Annotated in this window: 11 protein-coding genes and 3 tRNA genes; 2 read left to right on the top strand and 12 right to left on the bottom strand. The window is 68.1% G+C overall.

Annotated features, from left to right (window positions below; genetic code table 11):
• Positions 1–55 precede the first annotated feature (55 nt).
• The 6 genes from F0U60_RS25110 to F0U60_RS25085 form a co-directional block, all read right to left on the bottom strand.
• Positions 56–2,266 carry a PhnD/SsuA/transferrin family substrate-binding protein gene (locus F0U60_RS25110; RefSeq protein WP_395824138.1) on the bottom strand — a complete coding sequence of 737 codons (2,211 nt, stop codon included), beginning with the start codon at positions 2,264–2,266 and terminating at the stop codon, positions 56–58.
• Positions 2,267–2,684: 418 nt separating this feature from the next.
• A complete protein-coding gene (locus F0U60_RS25105) occupies positions 2,685–2,924 on the bottom strand; it encodes an Lrp/AsnC ligand binding domain-containing protein (RefSeq protein WP_203404586.1) in 240 nt (79 codons plus the stop codon).
• Positions 2,925–2,938: 14 nt separating this feature from the next.
• Complete coding sequence (locus F0U60_RS25100) at positions 2,939–4,075, bottom strand: fatty acid desaturase family protein (protein ID WP_395824135.1); 1,137 nt, start codon at positions 4,073–4,075, stop codon at positions 2,939–2,941.
• Between the two features lie 193 nt (positions 4,076–4,268).
• Positions 4,269–9,794 (bottom strand): DNA repair ATPase, encoded by a 5,526-nt coding sequence (locus F0U60_RS25095; RefSeq protein ID WP_395824133.1) that lies wholly within the window; start codon positions 9,792–9,794, stop codon positions 4,269–4,271.
• Between the two features lie 200 nt (positions 9,795–9,994).
• On the bottom strand, positions 9,995–12,229 hold the full coding sequence (locus F0U60_RS25090) for a hypothetical protein (RefSeq protein WP_395824130.1): 2,235 nt from the start codon (positions 12,227–12,229) through the stop codon (positions 9,995–9,997).
• Between the two features lie 104 nt (positions 12,230–12,333).
• The gene (locus F0U60_RS25085) at positions 12,334–13,161 is read right to left on the bottom strand and encodes a hypothetical protein (protein ID WP_395824127.1); all 828 of its coding nucleotides are present in this window, start codon (positions 13,159–13,161) and stop codon (positions 12,334–12,336) included.
• A gap of 158 nt (positions 13,162–13,319) precedes the next feature.
• Here F0U60_RS25085 and F0U60_RS25080 point away from each other — a divergent pair, with 158 nt between their 5' ends.
• Complete coding sequence (locus F0U60_RS25080) at positions 13,320–14,393, top strand: DNA topoisomerase IB (protein ID WP_395824124.1); 1,074 nt, start codon at positions 13,320–13,322, stop codon at positions 14,391–14,393.
• 126 nt (positions 14,394–14,519) lie between these two features.
• Complete coding sequence (locus F0U60_RS25075) at positions 14,520–15,221, top strand: 2OG-Fe(II) oxygenase (RefSeq protein ID WP_395825433.1); 702 nt, start codon at positions 14,520–14,522, stop codon at positions 15,219–15,221.
• An 18-nt stretch (positions 15,222–15,239) separates the two neighbouring features.
• On the opposite strand, the gene F0U60_RS25070 is transcribed toward F0U60_RS25075, so the two are convergent.
• The 6 genes from F0U60_RS25070 to murJ form a co-directional block, all read right to left on the bottom strand.
• Complete coding sequence (locus F0U60_RS25070) at positions 15,240–15,917, bottom strand: hypothetical protein (protein ID WP_395824122.1); 678 nt, start codon at positions 15,915–15,917, stop codon at positions 15,240–15,242.
• 138 nt (positions 15,918–16,055) lie between these two features.
• Positions 16,056–16,129 (bottom strand) — tRNA-Met (locus F0U60_RS25065).
• Positions 16,130–16,216: 87 nt separating this feature from the next.
• A tRNA-Met gene (locus tag F0U60_RS25060) sits at positions 16,217–16,290 on the bottom strand.
• A 74-nt stretch (positions 16,291–16,364) separates the two neighbouring features.
• Positions 16,365–16,438, bottom strand: a tRNA-Met gene (locus F0U60_RS25055).
• Between the two features lie 114 nt (positions 16,439–16,552).
• On the bottom strand, positions 16,553–18,628 hold the full coding sequence (locus F0U60_RS25050; RefSeq protein WP_395824119.1) for a S1 RNA-binding domain-containing protein: 2,076 nt from the start codon (positions 18,626–18,628) through the stop codon (positions 16,553–16,555).
• A 374-nt stretch (positions 18,629–19,002) separates the two neighbouring features.
• Positions 19,003–20,643: a murein biosynthesis integral membrane protein MurJ gene (gene murJ / locus F0U60_RS25045; RefSeq protein ID WP_395824116.1), complete on the bottom strand. Its 1,641-nt coding sequence runs from the start codon at positions 20,641–20,643 to the stop codon at positions 19,003–19,005.
• Between the last annotated feature and the right edge of the window lie 40 nt (positions 20,644–20,683).

Here is a 20,683-nt window from a genome sequence, read left to right as displayed (position 1 = left end):
GGCTCCTGCCTCTCTCGTCAGCCTAACACGAGAGGGGCGCGGACCGAGGTGTCCGCTACCCGGCGAGCAAGGCCGTCTGCGGCTGGAGCGCCTCGCACGCCGGAGGCAGCGTGATGGTGATCAGCGTGCCCCGTCCCTGGCGGCTCTCCGCCCGCAGCGTGCCACCCAGGCCCGTCACGATGGCGTGACTCACCGACAGCCCCAAGCCCGAGCTGCCAGGCCGCGAGGCAACGAAGGGCTCAAAGATGCGCGAGAGCGCCTCGGGCTGCAGGCCCCTGCCCGAGTCCTGCACCTCGACCACCACCTCGCCCTCCTCCCCGGTGTAAGCGGCCACGCGCAGCACGTTGTCCTCGGCCTCCGCTGGATCCATCGACTGCACCGCATTGAGCAGCAGGTTGAGGAAGAGCTGGCTCAGCCGAGCCTCGTCCGCGTCCACCGCCGGTATCTCATGGAAGTCCCGCTCCAGCCGCGCCCGGTGGTGCAGCTCGCCGCGGATCAGCTTCAGCGCGTTCTCCAGCACCGGCTGCACCTCCACTCGCGCCTGGTGCTCCGGCGGCTTGCGAGAGAGCGTCCGCAGATCCTGCACGATGTGCTTGAGCCGCAGCGCTCCCTCCGCCGTCTCCCGCAGGGCCTCCAGCACATCGTCCAGCTCCTGCGTCACGGACTCGCCCTTCTCCTTCAGCGACTCACCCACCCGCTCCAACTCCTCGCGCGCGAAGGAGAGATTGGCCAGCATGAAGGCCAGCGGGTTGTTCATCTCGTGCCCCACGGCCGCCGCCAGCGAGCCCAGCGCCGACAACCGGTCCGCCTGGATGAGCCGCGCCTCCATCTGCTTGCGCAGCGTCACGTCCCGGGCGAACACCCGCAGCCCCGGGGGATCCCACAGCTGCGCCACCGTCAGCTCCCAGTACCGGCCGTCCAGGTGCACCGTGGGCGAGGGCTCACCCGCGGGAGCCCCACGCCAGGCCCACTGCAACGCCGCCCGCACCATCGGGTGCTGCGCCCCCTGGGTGATCAGCTCCGGGAAGGCCTTGTGCGTGGCCGGGTTGGCGAAGCGCAGCTCTCCGTCCATGCCCAGCTCCAGCAGCGGCTCGGGATGCAGCAGCGGGAAGGAGGCCAGCCGATACAGCGGCTCCTCCAGGGAGCGCATCCCTGACACATCGCGCACCAGCAGGCCCAGGCGCGGCTGCGTCTCTCCCTCCACGGGAGCGCACGGGGTGATCTCCGCCGCGTACCAGCGCGTCTCGCCCTCCACCTCCAGCCGGTACTCCATCCGGCCGCCCGCGACGCCTCGGCGGACCGCGCGCACCAGCGTCTGCAGCGGCTCTCCCGCCTCCTCTCCCAGCACCTCCACCAGCGTCCGCCCCTCGGCGTTGCTCACGTCCCGGCCAAAGGCCCTGCCCATGGGCGAGCACAACCGCAGGCACCGCGCCTCCCCATCCAGCTCCGCCACCACGTATTCGGCGCTGCGTACCTTGCGTGGCGCCTCGGACTCCTCCCGAGATGCCGACGACATGAAGAAGCCCTCCACCCGGAAGGGCCCCATCAAAATCTCCAGGCCACCCCCGTCGATGTTCATCCGCATGAGCACGGACACCACCGCGGCGGCATCCACCTCGGACAGGCGTCGGGTGATGACGATGCCATCGGCCAGGGTGGGCTCGGTGAAGGCGAAGGTGACGAGCTTGGACTCCTCGGCCCCGACGTACGAGGCCAGGGTGGCGCGCATGGCGAGCTCGTCCGGGTGGTTGGAGAAGACGGAGGTCACGTCCGCCTCTCCGGAGAGCACGGCCTCGAGCGCCTTGCGGTAGGTGCCCAGGAAGCGCTGCTCGGCGAAGAGCTCGCCTGGGCGCAGCCCCCGCTGTTGCAGGAAGCGCATGGCCAGCAGATGCCCGCCCGTGGAGCGCGGGGCCACCCAGGCGGCGCGCTTGCCCTTCATCGTCTCCAGGGTGAGCGGCTCGTCCGCACGGCACACCAGGGCCGCGTGGTAGTGCCAGCTCCCCGAGCGCACCGCGCGCAGCACCGCCCGCGCCTGCGGCTCGAAGGCATTGCACTGCTCGGCCGTGGCCCACGCCATGTCCACCCGGCCCGCGGCCAGCTCCGTCTCCAGCACCTCGTACGTGGGCGCGATCTCCATCACCACCGGCCGGCCCAGCCGCTCGGACAGCACTCGCCCGAAGAGCTCGACTCGCACGTGCTCCCGCACCTCCCCTAGCGACGGGTAGAGCAGGAAGCGGATGGGAGTGGTGGACGGGGTCACGCGCATTCCTCCTTCGATGCCCCTCGGTGGACCCACACCGGCCCCGCCCCGAGTTGCATGCGTTTCCTACTATGCACAACTATACCGTCCAACGCACACTATTCCTGTTTCACTGGAAAAAACGAGCTGTCAGACCCAGCTCGTTTCACTCCAGGCGATGTTTTTACTTTAAGTAAACCCAGGAATACGCCGCGTCAAACCCCGCGGGGAGCTGTGCCATGCGTTGGACAATCCTCGCGGGAAGATGTCCGGACGTGCATTGGCCCCAGGGGCTGCTCGGTGTTCAGAACTGGCTGGAAAGAGGGACGGCCTGGCCAGGACCCGACAGGGACCTCCTCCGGGCACGTTTCTCGCGAACTTGTCCGACTGTCGGACAGGTTGCGATGAAACGCGCCCGGGAGGTCGACCCGCCTGTTGCGCTCGCTCAGAACGCTTTGAAGGTGGTGATGGTGTAGGTGTCCTTGACGCCGGGCAGCGTCTGGATGCGCTCGGTGACAAAGCGACCGATGTCCTGGTCCTTGTCGAGGTGGAACTTGGCCAGCAGATCGTACCCGCCCGAGGTGGAATGGACCTCGGCGGCCTCGTCGACCTGGTCGGCGATCATCGCCGCGGTCTTGTAGGTCTGCCCCAGCTCACACTTGATCATGACGAAGATGGTGTGCACGGGAGCGCACCCTATCACGCCACATCGGGGAGCGAACCGGGAGCAGCGGCCGCCTCACGGCGACCGATCCGCCGCATGGAACTCTTGCCCACGATGATGTCCACCATCTTCCGCGCACGCGTCCAGACGCTCTCCTGCACGTAGGGGATGCCGTACTTCTCGCACAGGGCGCGCAGCTTGGGCTGCACCCGCTGGTACTGGAGCATCGACAGATCAGGGAAGACGTGGTGCTCAATCTGGTAGTTGAGCCACAGGTGGAGGTAGTCGTTGAGATCCCCACCGGTGCGGTAGTTGGCGCTGCCGATCACCTGCTGGAGGTAGCGCTCGCCCTTGCCCTCGGGGGCCGAGTCGAAGCGGTACAGGTCCTCGCCGGTGTGGTTGGGCCCCACGACGAGGAAGGTGTGCACGTTGGTGATGACCTCGGCCATGAGCGAGTTGCACAGGGTGCTGAACGAGGCCCACGGCCCCAGCGGCAGGAAGAGCGCGGGCAGCACGGCGAAGTTCCAGGCGACGTAGGGGGCGTAGCCGGTCAGCAGCACCTCGCGCCACTCCTCGCCGGTCAGGGGCCCATCCGGGCGGTGCTTGCGCCGCAGCGAGGCCAGTGTCTCCGGGGAGTAGTAGCTGGCGCGCCAGGTGATCGCGAGCAGCGCGAGCTGGAGGTAGCGCAACGCGAGCGGGCGCTCGGGGTTGCGCAGGGAGCCCTCGGCATTGCGCTCGAGCAGATCCGGATCCGCATCCTCGCCGGTGTACGAGTGGTGGAGGACGTTGTGCTCGAACACCCAGGCCTCGGGGATGATCCAGTCGAGCCAGTCAACGAAGCGGCGCTTGCCCTTGGCGAAGCCCTTGCTGGTGCGCTCCACGGGGGCGCCGGGGACGCGGTCGTAGCCCCGGTGACCCACGTGGTGCATCAGCAGCCAGCGCGTGGAGCGGCCGAGCCCCATCGCCGCCGCGCTCAGCGGGTTGGGCATCAGCCAACAGGTGGCCAGACCGAGCGCCGTGGCCGCGCGACCCCAGTTCTCGATCTTCCGCAGGTGCTCGAGGTCCGCCTCGCTGACGGAGGCATCGATCTCAGCGCGCAGCGCGCGGATGTCGGCCAGGAAGCCCTCCACGTCCACGGACGCGGGATCGAAGTCAGGGGTGGCGCGGGACATGCGGGGGACCTCGGAAGCTCGGGCGGAACGAATGGGGGCGAGCGGGCCCGCCAGTGCGCGCTCGGCGACGCACGGTAACCGGGAGCCACGGCTCCGGGAAGGGATTCCCGCGGGGGGATTCGCCTCCCCGACTCGGGGTCCTCTATACCCTCACCCCGACCCTCTCCCAGAGGGAGAGGGAGAGGGAGGGAGTTCAGCGCTGCATGGCTTGGAGGAGTTCTAGCGCCTCCGTGACGGCCTGCCAGACCTGCATCGCCTTGAGGTTCTCCTCTCCGCCCTGCAGCGTCCTCTTGGCCAGCCGCTCCAGCGGCGCCAGCGCGCTCTCCACCAGCATGATCTGCCGGCCTACGTCCGCCGGCAGCGGCGTCGCGGCCGCTCGCTGCAGTGACTGTGCCGGGGAACGCTCAGCCATCGTCTTCACCGCCTGGGACATCTGCTCCATGTACCGCCCCAGGTCCGCAGGTGGCGCCGAGGCGGGTGCGGACACAGGCTGGCGCTCCGCCATCGTCCTCACCGCCTGCGTGAGCTGCTCCATCACCGGGCCCAGATCCGCCGTCTGCGCCGGTGCCGCCACCGAGCGCTCGGCCAGCACCTTCAGCACCTTCGCCAGGTGTTGCAGGTACGGCGTCAGGTCTGTACCCGGCGACACCTGCACCACCGGCACCGGCGTCTCCCTGCGCGCCAGCTCCAACAGCGCCTCGCGCAGCGCCTCCAGCCGCGGCGTCACCTCGGCCACCGGGCTCGGCCCCGACGGCTTGCGCGTCACCTCCGCCGCCTGCACCACCGCGCCTGCCACCGCCCCGAGCTGCTCCTCGATGGCGCTCAGCTGACCCGTCACCCGAGCCACCGGATCGTCCTCCTTCCCGCCCATCCGCTTCACCCGCGCGAAGCCCTGCTTGATCTCCTCCCAGCGCTTCGCCTTCTCCGGCGTCAGCCGCCCACGCAGCTCCTGCAGCTTGAGCAGGTTCTGCTCGGCCGCCGTGGTGAGCGTCTGCGATTCGCCCTGGTAGTGATCGTCGATGAGACGCTCCAGCTCGTCGTCCGTCATCGCCGCCACGACCTTCTCGGCAACCTTGCTCATGTTGCGGTAGCTGCCCTGCAGCTTGAACGCGGGCTCCGTCCGGAAGCGCTCGTCCTGCGCCGCCGAGGCGATGTACTCCAGGTTCACCTTCAGCAGCACCTCCTGCACCCGGAAGAGCCGCTGGAACACCGCGACAATCTCTTGCAGCTCCGCCGCCGCGTAGCCGTATGACAGCTCGCCGGTGGGCACCTCCTCGCCCTTCGCCATGCGAATGAGCTTGTAGATGTCACCCGGCTCGCGCGTGGCGAGTGGCGCCAGCGCCCCGTTCGACGTGAGCGCGTTCTCGATGTAGCTGAGCGCGAACAGCTCTTCCTTCCCGTCGAGGATGTCACCCAGGTTGTAGGTGTCAGCACGGTTGGCGAGCATGTCCGGGATGCGGAAGCGATCGCCCGTCTCGGTGTACGGGTTGCCCGCCATCACCACGCAGAACTTCTTGCCGCGCAGATCATAGGTGCGCGTCTTGCCGTTCCACACGCCCTCGACCCGGCGCTGGCCGTCGCACAACGAGATGAACTTCTGGAGCAGCTCGGGATCCGTGTGCTGGATGTCGTCGAGGTAGAGCATCACGTTGTTGCCCATCTCGAAGGACAGGTTGATGCGCTCCACCTCCTGGCGGGCCGTGGCGTTCGGCGCCTCAGCCGGATCCAGTGACTTCACCGAGTGGCCCAGCGCAGGGCCGTTCACCTTCACGAAGGTGAGCCCGAGCCGGCTGGCCACGTACTCCATCAACGTCGTCTTGCCGTAGCCCGGAGGCGACATGAGCAGCAGCATGCCCATCCGGTCCGTGCGCTTGTTCTCGCCCGCCGCGCCGAGCTGCTTGGCCAGGTTCGCGCCAATGAGCGGCAGGTACACCTCGTCGATGAGCTTGTTGCGCACGAAGGACGACAGCACCTTCGGCGTGAACTCCTCGAGGCGCAGCCGGCGACGCTCGCGGTCCAGGATGTCCCGCAGCAGCGCACGGTAGGCGTGGTAGGCCGGCACGCGCACCTGCCGGAAGTCGCTCAGGCGGGCGAGGAACTCATCCAGGCGCAGCGGCAGCTTCCGGTCCTGGATGCGCGGGTGCTGGCCCAGCATCCCCGAGACCTCGGCGGAGGTGAGGGCACCGGCCACTTCGCGGTCCAGCTTGCGATCCGTGAGCAGCAGCACCGCTGCCTCCACCGCCACGTGGGCCGCCGAGCCCGGGCCTCCCTCGCGCCGCGCCAGGTAGGCCTCCACCCACGCGCGCACCACACGCAGGCGCTCAGGCAGGTTCTTCTCCAGGCCCCGCAGATCCTCCTCGAAGGCCGAGCGCGTCCCCGCCCTGTCCAGCTGCGACAGCAGCGCGTCCTTGAGCGCCACCGCCTCCCCGCTGGTGGTGAAGCGAGGCCTGTCTACGCCCAGCTCCTCGATCAGGTAGCGCCCGGCGAGCCGGGCCTCGGCGGGGCCACACTGCACGCCCATCGCCTTCAGGAAGACCCCGATGCGCTCGCCCGCCTCGTTGCCGAGGGCCCCCAACTCCGCCGACTCACCGAAGGCCGCACGGAGCCGGTGCAGGCTGCGCGCGCGGCGGTGGAAGAGCGACTTCTCGTCCCCCTCTCCCCCGAAGGCCCAGAACAGGGCCGCCCAGGCACGCGGCGTGGGTGCGAAGCGCAGCAGCCCCGCCCCCGTGTGCATCGCCAGCAACTTCTCGAGGATGGCCGCCGCGTCCGCGTCGTGGATGCCGCGCTCGTAGCCCTCGTCGTACCGGTCCGCCGAGTACGCGCGCACCTTCTCCAGCAACCCGCCCTGCTCCAGCATCGCCTGGTGCAACGCCGCGAGCGTGACGCTCCCCTTCCCCTCCTCCGCGTCCAGCAGCACCTGCGCGGCGAGGTACTCGGCGCGGTACACCTGGGGCGTCTCGGAGACGAGGTGCTGATCCCAGAGCTCGCGGTACTTCTCCAGCTCCGGCTCCTCCAGCTTCTGGGCGTAGTCCGTGCCGGTGAGCTGCAGGTACAGCGCGCCGTCGCGCGGTACCATCGTCAAATCCAACGGCTGCGTGTTGACGTTGAAGCGGTACTTGCCGAACTTGATGACCGGCGCGCCCGAGCCCTCCTCGTAGAGGTCGTTCCGGTCGCGCAGCGCACGCAGGGCATCCTGCCGCGCCGTCTTCACCCGGCTGAGCACCTCGTCCGAGCGCACGCTGTCCTGGAGCTCGAGAAGCTGCTGGGCGAGCTGCCGCAGCTTCTGCACCATCGAGTCGGACGCGAAGTACGAGTTGAGCTCGTCCTCGTCCTTGAAGGACTTCGCCCGGCGGTTGACGCCGGTGAGGATCCGCTCGGCGGCGCCAAAGAGGTTCTGCGCGCGGCGCTGGCGCTCGTCCACCAGCGCCTGCTTCTTCTGTCCGAAGGCCTCGAGCAGCTCCTCGCGCTTCTGGGTGAGCTGTCCGAGGAACTCATCGAACTCGCCGAAGCGCCCCTCCATCTCCTCCAGCTGCACGGTGAGGCGCGAGAGGCCCTCGTCGCACTTCTCCGGCGAGTCCGCCACGGACAGCGCGCTCTCCACCGCCTGGCCGAGCAGCTTGAACTGGGCACCGAACTCGGCCCGTTTCTCGCGGCCCACCAGCTCCTTGCGCTTGACGTTGAGGCCCGCGCGCACGCGGTTGAGGCGGGAGAACAGCTCGGAGATGCCCTCGAGGATCCGAGCACGCGCCAGCGGATCGCCCACCTGCAGGCCGCCCACCGTCTCGCTCAGCACCTCGAGGCCCTTGCCCACCTGCTCGACGTCCTCACCGAGCGGGGCCAGCTCACTCGTGGTCTGGATGGGCTCCAGCTTCTGCAGCAGCACGTCCAGGCGCTCGGCCAGGGGCTGGAGCGCCTCGCCTCGCTGGAGGAACTGCACGGCATCCGCGCTGACGCGATCCGTCTCCTCGATGACCTGCTTCTCGAGGCCCTCGAGCCGCGCCACGTCGATGTAGCGGATCTCCTTGAGGGTGATGAGCTGGCCGCGCTGCTTGCGCAGCTCCGAGAGGGCATTCATGAAGCCCTCGGCGCTCTGGAGCTCCTCGGGACGCACGCGCAGGAGGACCTGCTCCTGGGCCGTCTGGGCCGTGGCGATGGCGTCCGTGGCGCGCTTGCGCAGGGCGAGCACCTTCTCGAACTCGTCGATGATGAGCTCGGAGGTGCGCCGCAGGGTCTCGATTCCCTCCTGAAGCGCCGTCTCCTCGTGCCCGAGCCAGTAGAAGGCATCGAGCATGCGGGTGGCGGCGGCGGCCAGGTCCTCGTAGGTGCGGCGCGAGGGCTTGTCCGTGCGGGCCATGCGCACGAGCGTCAGCGCGTCGGAGATGCCGCGCACGAGCTCGGCGTTGCCCACCTTGCCGAGGTAGCCGGGCGCGGGCGGCATCTTCGCGGCGTGCTCGGCGGAGACGAAGGGCGTCTGCCACACCTGCATGGGGTGCACGCGGGTGGGCTCGTTGGAGGTGGAGCGGAACACCACCATGCGCCCGTCCCCGAAGAGGCTGAAGCCGTGCCCCTGCAGCGGGTTCTGCACCTCCTTGCGCACGAGGTTGTATGGGAAGAGGACGTAGGCGCCCTCGTCGCGGCGGAAGAAGACATAGAGGACGTCCTCGCCGTTGGGCGAGCGGATGGCCCGTTTGAACTGGAGGCCCTCTCCAATGCCCTCGAAGACCTTGTAGTCGCCCGTCTGCAGGTAGTAGCCGCCGGGGAAGACGATGCCCTGATCCTCGGGGAGCCGGACGCAGGAGTTGCCGATGGCGTCGATGCGCACCACGTGCTGGGTACGGGTGTTGAAGACGATGTAGCGGTGCGTCTGCTCGCGGAACGGCAGGACGCGCAGGAGGATCAGGCCTCCCACCTGGGCGTAGGCGAACTCGGCGTCATCGAGTGACTGATCCGGATCGTCCACCGGCTCGCGGTAGATGCCCAGGCCGTCCGTGGTGTTGTTCTCCACCTTGATGGTGAGGTCGCCCTTCACCGTCTCCACGAACACCTGATCCAACACGTTGACGTGCGGGTGCTGGCCGAGCACGTAGTTCTCGCGCGTGGCCACCTTCCACTCGAAGTCGTGGGACGCGGGGAAGACGTGATCCCTCTCGCCCTGGTTGTCGATGTAGGTGGCATTGCCCTCCACATCGAGCGCGAAGCGGAAGACCTTGATGTCGCGCTGCGACTGGCCCGTCTGGAAGATGGCCAGGAGCTTCGTCTCGTTGCGGCGGAGCTGAAGGAGCCTCGCGTCCTTGTAGTACTTGTAGAGCTCGCCGAAGTCCTTGACGAAGCGCGGATCCTGCAGGAACCCACCGGCCTCGGAGGGCGGCACCAGGGAGAAGTCGAAGCCCTCGGCGGTCTTCTCGAACTTGTGCAGCGAGAAGACGTCCGCGACGGACATCTCCTTCTTCAGGCCGATGAAGACGTTGTAGCCGAAGAGCAGGTACTTCCCGACGCCGACGATGTCGCACGGGACGCAGTTGTGCTCGGTGCGGACGCGCTCGTTGCCAATGACGGTGAGCTCCGTGCCACCGAAGAGCTTCTTGCGCCGCTCGTTGAGGTCCGTGGCCTTGTTGCCGAGCGCCTCGGCCTGGGCGAGCAGGCGCGCGCGGATGACCTCGTAGCTACCGCCCTCCAGCGTGGCCTCGCCCGACGCGGGAGTGGGGCTTTCAGTTGCCATCGTCAGTTCACCGAGAGATGAGGAACCAGGGGTGCACGTACCCTCACCCCGACCCTCTCCCGAGGGGAGAGGGAGTGGGTACTGCGTTGCCCCCTCTCCCCTCGGGAGAGGGCGGGGGTGAGGGTATGGGGAATCCGTACTCCAATCCGCGCGGACACCGTGTCACCGTGTCCGCGCGGCTCATGACCACGCTCGCCCGCTCAGCCCTGGGTCTTCTCGGGAGCCGACGTCCGGACGGGCTCGGCCTCCACGAGCGACTTGAGGTTGGAGGCCGCCGTGGCCGTGGGGTTGGGTGCCATGCGGTGCAGCAGCGCGGCCATGGCCAGGTTCTGCGCGTCGCTGGTGAGACCCGGCTTGGAGAGGATCTCCTTGAGGTCCGCGGGCAGATCCTTCTCGCCGTTCAGGTAGCCACCGAAGGCCTTGCGCAGCACCTCGCTCTGGTCGAGCGCGCCGTCGAAGGACTGGCCCACGGAGATGGCCTTGATGAAGCGCTCGAAGAACTGGCCGTCGCCGCCGACGATGTTGACCTTGGCGTTGCCCATGGTCTCGGCGAGCACCTTGGACTGGGCCTCGGCGATGTCCTTGCGCACCTGGATGGTGGCGAGCTCCACATCGCGCTCCTTCTGCAGGCGCAAGCGGAACTCCTCGTGCTCGCGAGTGGCGCCCTGGAGCAGCTTCATGGACTCGGCCTTCTCGGCAAGGCCCCGGGCCTCGGCGAGCAGCTTCTCCTCGATGGCCTTGGCCTCGGCGAGCAGCTTCTCGCGGGTGGCGATGGCCTCGGCCTCGCCGCGCTTCTGGATGGCCATGGCCTCGGCCTCGCCGATGCTCGCACGGGCCAGCCCCTTCTCCTTCTCACCGGCGGCCTCGGCGAGCAGCTTCTCGCGGGCAGCAGCGGCCTCGGCGAGCCCGCGCTCCTTGGCGGCGAGCGCCTCGGCCAGGCCGCGCTCCTTGAGGACGGTGGCCTGGGCCATGCCCTGCTTCTCGATGACGGCGGCCTCGGCCTCCTTCACGCGCACCGTGGCCATCCCCTGCTTCTCGACGGCGAGCGCGTCCGCCTCCTTCACGCGGACCTCGGCCAGACCGTGAGCGGCCTCCTCGGCCTGAATGCCCTCGGACAGGCGCATCTTCGCCTTGGCCGTCATGTCGGCGGCCTGCAGCTCGGCCTCGGCCAGGGTGAGCTTCTCCTTGGCGGAGAACTTGGACACCTCGTTGCTGGCCTCGGCGGCCTTGATGTCCTTGACGAGCTTCTCCTGCGCCTGGGCCTCGGCCGTGATGAGCAGTGCGTCCTTGCGGCGCGTGGCCTCGGCCTTCACGCGCAGATCCTTGATGCGCTCCTCCTCCTCGGCCACGCCCTTCTCCACGGCAATGCGGGCGCGCACCACGTCGGCGATGGCCTTCTTCTCGGCCTCGAGCTGCTTCTCCTTGCCGATGCGCGACAGCTCCACCTCGCGCTCGCGGTTGATGGCCTCCAGGGCGCGATCCTTCTCCACGCGCTCGGACTCCACGCCCACCACGCGCTCGCGGTTCTTCTGCGCCACCTCCACCTGGCGGTGCTTGTTCTGCTCGTTGATCTGGATTTCTTCCTCGGCCTTGATGCGCGCCAGCTGCTGCTTGGCGAACTCCTCGGCCTTCACGCGCTCGGCCTCGGCGGTCTCACGGGCCTGGATGGAGTCGATCTCGCGCTTCTGCTTGGCGGCGGCCTCGGCGCGCTGACGCTCGAGGGCGAAGATGGCCTCGTCCGCCTCGACGTTGCGCTTGGTGATGGCCATGCGCTCGCTCTGGCGGAACTCGTTGGTGTGGATGTTCTGGACGGAGGTGAGCTCGGTGATCTTCCGGATGCCCTGCGCGTCGAGGATGTTGTCCTTGTCCAGCATCTCGACGGGGGTCTGCTCCAGGAAGTCGATGGCGCAGTCCTCCAGCATGTAGCCGTTGAGATCCTTGCCGATCACCTGGACGACCTGGTCCTTGATGGCATCCCGCTTGGTGTAGAGCTCCTCGAAGTCGAAGCTCTTGCCCACCGTCTTGAGGGCCTCGGAGAACTTGGCCTCGAAGAGGTGCTCCAGGGTCTCCTGATCACTGGCGCGAGCGCAGCCGATGGACTGGGCCACCTTGAGCACGTCCTCGCGCGTCTTGTTCACCCGGACGAAGAAGGTGACCTTGATGTCCGCGCGGATGTTGTCCTGGCAGATCAGGCCTTCCTTGCCGCGGCGATCGATCTCGATCGTCTTCAGGGCAATGTCCATCACCTCGGCGCGGTTGATGATGGGCCACACGATGGCGCCGGTGAAGGTGACGATCGGCTCTCCCTTGAAGGGATTGACGATCAAGGCGCGTCCTTGATCCACCTGCCGGTAGAACCTGGAGACGATGAACGCGGAACAAAAGAGGAAGAAGAGGCCTCCTCCGATTCCGGATACGACGATTGGCAGATCCATTCGGTGCTTTTCCCGAGCGAGTAGACCGGGGGACCTTCTATCACGCGACCGGAGCCCCCCGCGAACAGCCCCCGGCGCGGCACTAAGGAAGTCTGCAAGAGTCGCTACCGAGCGCGAACCCTATCGCGGGCGAGCGCAGCGGCAGTGAGCGGATCCTTCAAATGTTCCATCTCCTCGGGGAGGAGCCAGTCCACCGGCTCCACCTCGTAGGCATCGCGAGCGGCATCATAGCCAAGAATGAGCGCCTTCTCTCCACGCTTGAGCTCATTGGCCTTGTCGCACACCACGTTGAGGATGAGGCCGGCGCCACCGTCCTCGAAGGTGGCGTGGCCGAACCTGCCATCCACACGGCCGCTGGCGATGACACAGACGCGGCCCATCAATTCGGAGCGGCGAGGCGCCTGGTGGACGGCGAACATGGGCCGCAGGGGCCGCACTGCCAGTCCGGCGAGCACCAGACCCACCGCGAGACAGAGCGCGGCGAGGCCACCACTCACAAGAGCGCCAGGCAGCGCGCCGAGCGCCTCCTTGGCTGGATGTGCAAAGGCCAGAGACAGCAGCCAGGAGAGGAACACCACGAAGCTGACGGACACCGTCACCGGGACGCCGCCGAAGCCGAGCACCTCCAGGAAGGAGCCGCCATGCTCGGAGCTGCCCTCCATCGCAGCCTTGGCGCCCCCTTCCATCGCGGCCTTGGCCCCTCCCTCGAGGGCGGCCTTGGCGCCACCTTCCATCGCGCCCTTCACGCCACCTTCGAGTGCTTCCGTGGCCCCCGCCTTCGCACCCAGCGCGAAGTCCCCGATGTCTCCGTCGAGCAGATCGATCCCCACCGCGCCCACCATGACGGTGAGCCAGTAGCCAACCACCACTCCCAGAGGGATGGTGAAGATGACGGTCGGGAAGGCGAGGATGGCGTCGAGGAACTCGGTCATCGGCCCAGCAAGCAAAGAGGTGGCTGGGAGTCTATTCCAGGCTTGCAGACCCAGGACAGCCCCTCCAGCCGATTTGCGGCTTGCCTGGCCTCCAGGCCGGCGGGGCGGGGCTGCGTTGACGGGATGCGCCAGGCTGCACAGGCATTCCTGAGGGGCGCATGGAGCGCACGCGGGGGCCAGAGCCGGGCATGACGCACATCGAGAGACTGCGACAGGATGGAATCCGTCGGCTCGGGAGCCCCAAGCGTGGCTTCCAATACAAGCAATCCAATGGGAAGCCGGTAGCGGCACAGGAACGCGAGCGCATCGACGCGCTGAAGATTCCACCGGCGTGGACGGACGTGCTGATCAGTCCGTCACCCACGTCGAAGCTACAGGCCATGGGGAAGGACGGCGCGGGGCGGTGGCAGTACCGCTACCACGAGTCCTTCACCAAGCGGCGCGAGGTGGAGAAGTACAAGCGGATCGTCGACTTCGCGAGGGCGCTGCCCAAGCTGCGGCGGCGCGTGGCGGCAGATCTGCGTAAGCCGGGGTTGGGACGCGACAAGGTGATGGCATGCCTGCTGCGGATCCTCGGGACGTGTTTCATCCGGGCGGGGAGTCAGCAGTACGCGGACGAGAACCAGAGCTTCGGGCTGGCCACGCTGCGGGCCAAGCACGTGAAGGTGAAAGGCGACACGGTCATCTTCGACTTCCCGGGCAAGAGCGGGAAGCAGCAGTACCGGGAGCTGAAGGATCGGCAGGTGGCTCGCATCGTGCGCGAGTGCCTGAAGCTGCCGGGGCGGGACGTCTTCAAGTTCCAGTTGGACGACGGGTTCGTGGTGGACGTGCGACGGCGCCACATCAACGAGTACATCCAGGAAGTGATGGGGGCTCGCTACAGCGCGAAGGACTTCCGCACGTGGGGCGGGACGCTCATCTGCGCGTGCGCGCTGGCTCGAGCAAAGGAGCGGGTGCGCCGGGAGGCCGCGAAGGACGGAAAGAAGGTCACGAAGAAGACGATGGTGGCGGCGGTGAAGGAGGTCGCCGAGCACCTGGGGAACACGCCCGCGGTGGCGAGGGACTCGTACATCTACCCGTCGGTGCTGGCGATGTTCGAGAAGGGTCGCGTGGTGGAGCGCTACTTCGATTCCGTGGAGGAGTTGGCGCAGCACGAGAAGCCCGCGCTGCACTGCTCGGAGAAGGCCCTGCTGGAGATGCTCGAGGACGGCAAGCGACCCGCGGCGGTGTAGTCCCCTTCCCCGCCGGGGCAAGTGGCAGACCCTCACCCTGACCCTCTCCCAGGGAGAGAGGGGACTTTCACGGGCTCTCGGACCAGGTCCGAGAACTTCGTGGACACTCCACATACACTGCAGCGCATGAGCGAGTACGTCACCCACCGCGACGCCATGAAGGGAGCAAGGTTGGAGGCCCTTCGGGAGGCCCTGCTCTCGTCGCGCTTCGTGGCGCGCAGCCCCTTGATGGGGACGTTCCAGAGCAGCCGGGGCTTCGCGTTCATCTTCACGGAGGCGGGACAGCTGAAGCTGGAGGAGCGCTTCCCCTTTCTCCGGGACTACCTGGCGATGGTGATGGATCCGGCGAGCTCGCGGGGACTACTGCCCTGGCGTGAGCGGCTCTTCGGCACGAGCAGGGAGCGACGAAAGCCGAACGCCTTCTATTTGAACCTGCTGCTGTTGGAGCCCGGGCGGAGTGTGGGCCGGCACATCGACGCGACGCTGCAGGAGCCGAGCGGCGTCCCAGGCGCAACGCCCCAGCATGTGAGCGTGCTCTACCTGAACGTGCCCGAGGGCGCGAAGGGAGGCGCGCTGGTGTTCTCGCGAGGAAGCCAGATCCTGGGCGAGGTGCGTCCGAGACCGGGAATGCTGGTGCACTTCAGGGGCGAGCTGACGCACGAGGTACAGCCCTTCACGGGAGGTCCGGAACAGGCGCTGCGGGCGAGCCTCGTCTGCGAGCAGTACGCGTTCGAGCCCCAGGCCCTCGCGCGATTGCCCGAGCTCCGCATCCAGTCCAAGGCAGGCTTCGCGGCGTATCTGGAGGCACACCGCGAGCGCGGCACCTAACCCCATCCCCGCAGCTGCCTACCGCAGCCGAGCCGCCAGCAGGCCCAGCTCACGCGCCTTGTGGCTATCCCTTCGTGTCACCTGGAGGGCGAGCGCCTCGGCCGCGGTCGCCACCTCGCCGCGCACGTCCGCCGCCAGCTCTGCATCTACCAGCACCTCGGGCACGTCTGCGAAGCGGCCATGCTCGTCCGCCACATAGGCCGAGAGCAGCTCCTCCGCGACCACGCGCGCCGCTCCGGCTACCCTCGACGCGAGCCCCAGCGTCACCCGCGTCAGCTGTGAGCAGAAGAGCGCCAGCTCGTCCTCGTCCGCGATGCAGTCGAATACCCGCGGCACGGCCTTCACGTAGTAGCAGAGCACCGACACGCCCTCCGCCGGATAGCCCTCAGCAAAGGAGCGAATGTCCCCGAGCAACCGCTCCAATCGCCCGATGTAGCCAGGCACCTCGCGCCAATCGACGTACCGCACCCGTACGGCCTCGGCGATCGCCCTCCGCAAATGCCGGGACAGGGCCGCCTCCGCCCCATCGTGGGAAGCCTCTGGCTGCTTGAACTCCTGACGCAGCTCCGGGTCCGCCAGGAAGCGCTCCACGGCGAACTCGAGCAGTTGCTCCTGGGGCCAGGATTCCAGCCGGGCGCGGATCTCCGCTCTCAGCGTCGGCTCGCCTCCCTCTTGACCTGCATGCTTCCGGCTCATCGGGGCAGCTCTAAGCACCCCAACCGGAAAAGTCACCTCCGGGAGGTGACTCCAGAAGTGGGACAGTCCGCGCGCTCACTGGAGCCCAGAAACGACAAAGCCCCGCTGACTCAGCGTCAGCGGGGCTTCATCATCAAGTTGCGGGGGCAGGATTTGAACCTGCGACCTTCGGGTTATGAGCCCGACGAGCTACCAGGCTGCTCCACCCCGCGATACCGTTTGCGACCAACAACACACATATACAGCTTGCAACGACAAAGCCCCGCTGGTTCAGCACCAGCGGGGCTTCATCCACAGAGTTGCGGGGGCAGGATTTGAACCTGCGACCTTCGGGTTATGAGCCCGACGAGCTACCAGGCTGCTCCACCCCGCGATATCGGTTGCTGCTCTATGTCAAACACCAGAGACCCTGTCTATCATTTCCAACAGGGTCTCTAGCCTGTTGAGTTGCGGGGGCAGGATTTGAACCTGCGACCTTCGGGTTATGAGCCCGACGAGCTACCAGGCTGCTCCACCCCGCGGCGAAGTGGGAGGCTAAGTACCGCCCTCCCCCAGGAGCGTCAACTGTTTTTATCGAACGGCTGGAGGCGCGGTCTTCATTCCCCGCGCCTCCGACTGCGAGCGATTCGATGCTGCTACTTGCCCATCTTCTGCTTGAACAGATCGGCGAAGGTGCCCAGTCCCTTCTTGCCACCACCGACGGGCTGCTGGCTCTTCGTCCACGCCTCGACCTCCGCGCGCTCCTCGGCCCGCTCGGCGGCGGTGATGGAGAGGCGGATCTTCCCGGAGGCGTCGATGTCCACGAGGGCCACCTTCAGCTCCTGGCCGAGCGAGAACTTCTTGCGCAGATCCGTGCCGCGCTCGGTGCCCGTTTCAGAGGCGGGAATGAGACCCTTGCCGCCCGGGAACACGAGGAACACGCCGTAGGGCTCGATGCGATCCACCTTGCCCACCACCACCTGGCCCACCTTCGGGCGAGGCGCCGCGGGCTCGGCGGGCTTCTTCTCCTCGGCGGGGGCGGCAGCCGGACGCTCCTCGGCGGGGCGCTGGGCCTCCTCCTCGGTGATGCGGCGCAGGCCGATGCGCTTGTCGTTGGCGTCGATCTTCTCCACCTGCACCCAGATGGTCTCGCCCACCTGCACCACGTCGCGCGGGTGCGCGATGCGGCGCTCGGACAGCGCGGAGATGTGCACCAGGCCGTCCACGCCCGGACGCAGCTCTACGAAGGCGCCGAAGGGCTGCAACCGCACCACCTTGCCCTGCAGACGGTCGCCCTCCTTGATCTCCGCGAGCGCCGTCTTGAAGGGATCCTCCTGACGAGCGCGCATGGAGAGGGTGATGCGCTCCTTATGCTTGGACTTGTCCGGCGAGTTGGGCTGCGCGGGCTCCATGCGGAGGATCTCCACCTCCACCTCGTCGCCCTGCTTCACCACGTCGCTCGGGTGAGCCACGCGCATGTAGGACATCTCGGAGACGGGGATCATGCCCTCGACCCCGCCCAGGTCCACGAAGGCGCCGAAGTCACGCACGCCGGTGACCTTGCCCTTGACCACCTTGCCCTCGGCGAGCGTCTCGCGCGTCTTGGCGGCAAGCTGGCGCTGCTCCTCCTCGAGCAGGGAGCGGCGCGAGAGCACCACGTTGCGATCCCGCACCTCGGTGACGCGGAACGTGAGCTTCTCGCCCACGAACTGATCCGGCTTCTCCACGAAGCGGATGTCGAGCTGGCTGATGGGGCAGAAGGCGCGCACGTCGCCAATCGCCACCTCCACGCCGCCCTTGTTCACGGAGAGGACCATGCCCTCCACCGGCATGCCGGAGGCGCGGGCCTCGGCCAGCATCGCCATGTTGGCGCTGCCCTTGGCCAGCGCGCGGCTGAGCAGGATGCCCCGGGCGCCCGCCTCGATGACGTGCGCCTCGATGGTGTCACCCACGCCGTAGCGCAGGACGCCCTCGTCGTCCTTGAGCTCGCGCAGCTCGATCATCGCCTCGCTCTTGGCGTTGGACAGCGACACGAAGGCCGTGTCCGCGCCGAGCTGGAAGATGGTGCCCGTCACCTTCTCGCCGACACGCACCGAGCGCCGCGCCGGCACGCCGCCCTCCTTCTGCTGCGCCTCGAACATCTCCGCGAAGGACTGGGACTCGGGGACCTCCTCGTAAAGCGCGCTGCTGGGCGCCGGCGCGGGAGGCGCCTTGGGAGCCGGAGTCGCCGAAGCCACCGGAGCGGCCGTCTCGGTGGAGGCCTCGGGGCTCGCCGCGGTCTCGGCCGGAGCGGTCGACGCCGGAGCCGGAGTCACCGGGCCACGCGTCTCCACCGCGCCCGAGGCGCGCTTCACCACCACCATGGGGCCCTGGGGACGACGCTCGCCGCCCCTGCCGCCACCGCCACCGCGGTCACCACCCCCACGGCCACCCCGATCGCCACCGCGCGGACGGCGATCCTCACGGGGCGCACCCTGCCCCTGCTGGGCACCCGCCTCACCCTCCGGCTTCGCCGGACGGGCCTCGCGCTCGCCTCCTCGCTCGCTCCGCTCACCGCGCGGGCGATCCGAACCGCGGTCCCGGTCACGGCCACCGCGCTCCTCGCGCTCGCCGCCACGGCCCGCCGGGATGCCGAGCATCACGTCGCCAAAGGTGGCCTTGGGCTTCTTGGGACCGAAGCCCCCCGCACCACCGCCACCAGAACCCACGGAACCGTTCTTCTCGTCGCTCACTGCCGGGACCTTCCTGAACGAATCAACGAAATCCAGCGCTGGAGGACCGTGCCCCCTGCTGGGGAAAAAGGCGGCGCACTCTATACACGCACAGTGCTTGGACGGAAGACGCATGTGGTCATCTTCCGCAAGTCCCGCCCGGAACCCCTCCATAACGCGACACGTTGGAGGCGCCATCCCCCACGCATGGAGGCAGGCATGCTCGCCTGCTCCTAGAGGGATAGGGGTCAACCTGGCAACGCTGGGGTGTAGGGGAAAACCCTCACCCCCGTGGTTTTTCTCCTGGAGTGGCCAGGCCCGCCCTGGAGTCAACCTGGGGGGCTACCTACCCTCACCCCGACCCTCTCCCAGAGGGAGAGGGAGGGGATGCCCGGCTAGCGGGACTTACGGCGGAGGACTCGATTGAGGACGGACTTGGCCTCGGGGATGCCCAGGGCTCCCGTGATTCCGAAGTAGACTGCTCCGAAGGGCAGCACGACCGCCAGGAACAAGAGGACGGGGTGGAGGTTCGGCGGGGGAAGGAAGCTCCCTCCCCACTCCGTCACCCCGGGCATGGGTCCCAGCACCTTCGTCAGCGCCACCTTGATGCCCAGCCCCGTCAGCCCCGCCGCGATGGCCGCCCCCCACAGCTTCGGCATGCTCTCCGGCATCCGGACGTGTCCGATCTGCGCGGTGAGCGTCCGGCGCAGCATCTGCGCCTCGAACCAGGCCATCAGCCCACCCGCCAGGGGAAGGAAGGCCGTCCCCAGGTACTCCGGCAGCCCCACCAGCCCCGGCAGCCGCAACGCCAGGAACCAGGCCAGCGCCGCGCCCACCACCACTCGAATCACCGCGAAGCGCAGCGGCGTGCGCGTGTCCTTCAGTGCGTAGAACGTCGAGGCATACAGGCGTCCGAGCGCGGAGGCCACCAGGCCCACCGACGAGCCCATCAGCACGTACCAGAGGTAGCGCGTGTCCGAAGCCGTGAACCGGCCCGTCTGCAGGAGAGCGCCCGCCACCACGTCCCCGATGAGGAGCAGCGCCGCTGACGAGGGCACCACGAAGAAGGCAATCCGACGCGCCCCCGCCTCGAGCCGCGAGCGCAGCTTGCCGGCCACCTCCTCCCCTGCCCCGGCCGCTCGCGACATCTCCGGCAGCTCGGCCGCGGAGATCGCCATGCCAAAGAGGCTCACTGGGATGAGGTAGATGGTCTGCGCGTACGTCAGTGTGGACAACGCCCGGTCCGCGATCAGCGACGCGTACGACGTGTCCACGTAGGCGCTGATCTGCACCACGCCGCGCCCAAGCACCACCGTGCTGAAGCTGCGCAGGACCTGACGCACGGACGCGCTGGCCGTAGACAGCGTAGGCCGGAAGTGCCCGAGCACCTTCATCACCGAGGGCACCTGCACCAGGAACTGCAACAGGCAGCCCGCCACCACGCCATAGGCGAGCACCACCGCCAGCCGCTCCTCGGTCAGCCCGCGCATCCCCGCCACCACCAGCGTGGCGATGATGGCCGCGTTCCACACCACCGGCGCCAGGTAGGACAGGAGGAACTTCCGGTGGCTGTTGAGGACTCCCAGACACCAGGCGGACATCACCAGCATGCCCGTACCCGGGAAGAGGATGCGCACCAGCTGGATGGCCATGCTCCGCGCCTCGCCCTCGAAGCCCGGGGCGATGGTGTCCACGAAGAGCGGCGTGGCCAGCATGCCCACCGCCACCATCACACTGGTGGCCAGCGCGAGCAGCCCGAATACCGCGCCTGCGACTCGGTCCGCCTCCTTCGGGTCCCCCTTCCCCAGCAGCCCCGCGTACACCGGGATGAACGAGCCGGAGAGCACGCCCTCGCCAAAGAGGTTCTGCAGGAAGTTGGGGATGCGCAGTGCCGCCTTGAACACAGCGGCGGCGATGCCGTTGCCCAGGTAATGAGCGAAGACGCGCTCTCGCACCAGGCCCACCAACTTCGAGGCGAGGATGCCTGCCGCCACGAACAGCGCGCCACTGCCTCTCGCGGCGGGGCGTGCAGACACGGGACGGGCTTCAGGAGCGGAGGGGGCGTCGGAACGTGGG

It is taken from the genome of Archangium minus, from assembly GCF_044360475.1.
Lineage (GTDB): Bacteria > Myxococcota > Myxococcia > Myxococcales > Myxococcaceae > Archangium > Archangium minus.
The sequence above is the reverse complement of the archived record's forward strand: the minus strand, read 5'-3'. Positions and strand labels throughout refer to the sequence as shown.

Excerpts from the sequence above, each read along its gene's own strand:
- F0U60_RS25080 (WP_395824124.1), top strand. The coding sequence starts at position 13,320 with ATGGAGCGCACGCGGGGGCCAGAGCCGGGCATGACGCACATCGAGAGA.
- F0U60_RS25075 (WP_395825433.1), top strand. The coding sequence starts at position 14,520 with ATGAGCGAGTACGTCACCCACCGCGACGCCATGAAGGGAGCAAGGTTG.
- F0U60_RS25090 (WP_395824130.1), bottom strand. The coding sequence starts at position 12,229 with ATGGATCTGCCAATCGTCGTATCCGGAATCGGAGGAGGCCTCTTCTTC.
- F0U60_RS25100 (WP_395824135.1), bottom strand. The coding sequence starts at position 4,075 with ATGTCCCGCGCCACCCCTGACTTCGATCCCGCGTCCGTGGACGTGGAG.
- F0U60_RS25095 (WP_395824133.1), bottom strand. The coding sequence starts at position 9,794 with ATGGCAACTGAAAGCCCCACTCCCGCGTCGGGCGAGGCCACGCTGGAG.
- F0U60_RS25110 (WP_395824138.1), bottom strand. The coding sequence starts at position 2,266 with ATGCGCGTGACCCCGTCCACCACTCCCATCCGCTTCCTGCTCTACCCG.
- F0U60_RS25070 (WP_395824122.1), bottom strand. The coding sequence starts at position 15,917 with ATGAGCCGGAAGCATGCAGGTCAAGAGGGAGGCGAGCCGACGCTGAGA.
- F0U60_RS25085 (WP_395824127.1), bottom strand. The coding sequence starts at position 13,161 with ATGACCGAGTTCCTCGACGCCATCCTCGCCTTCCCGACCGTCATCTTC.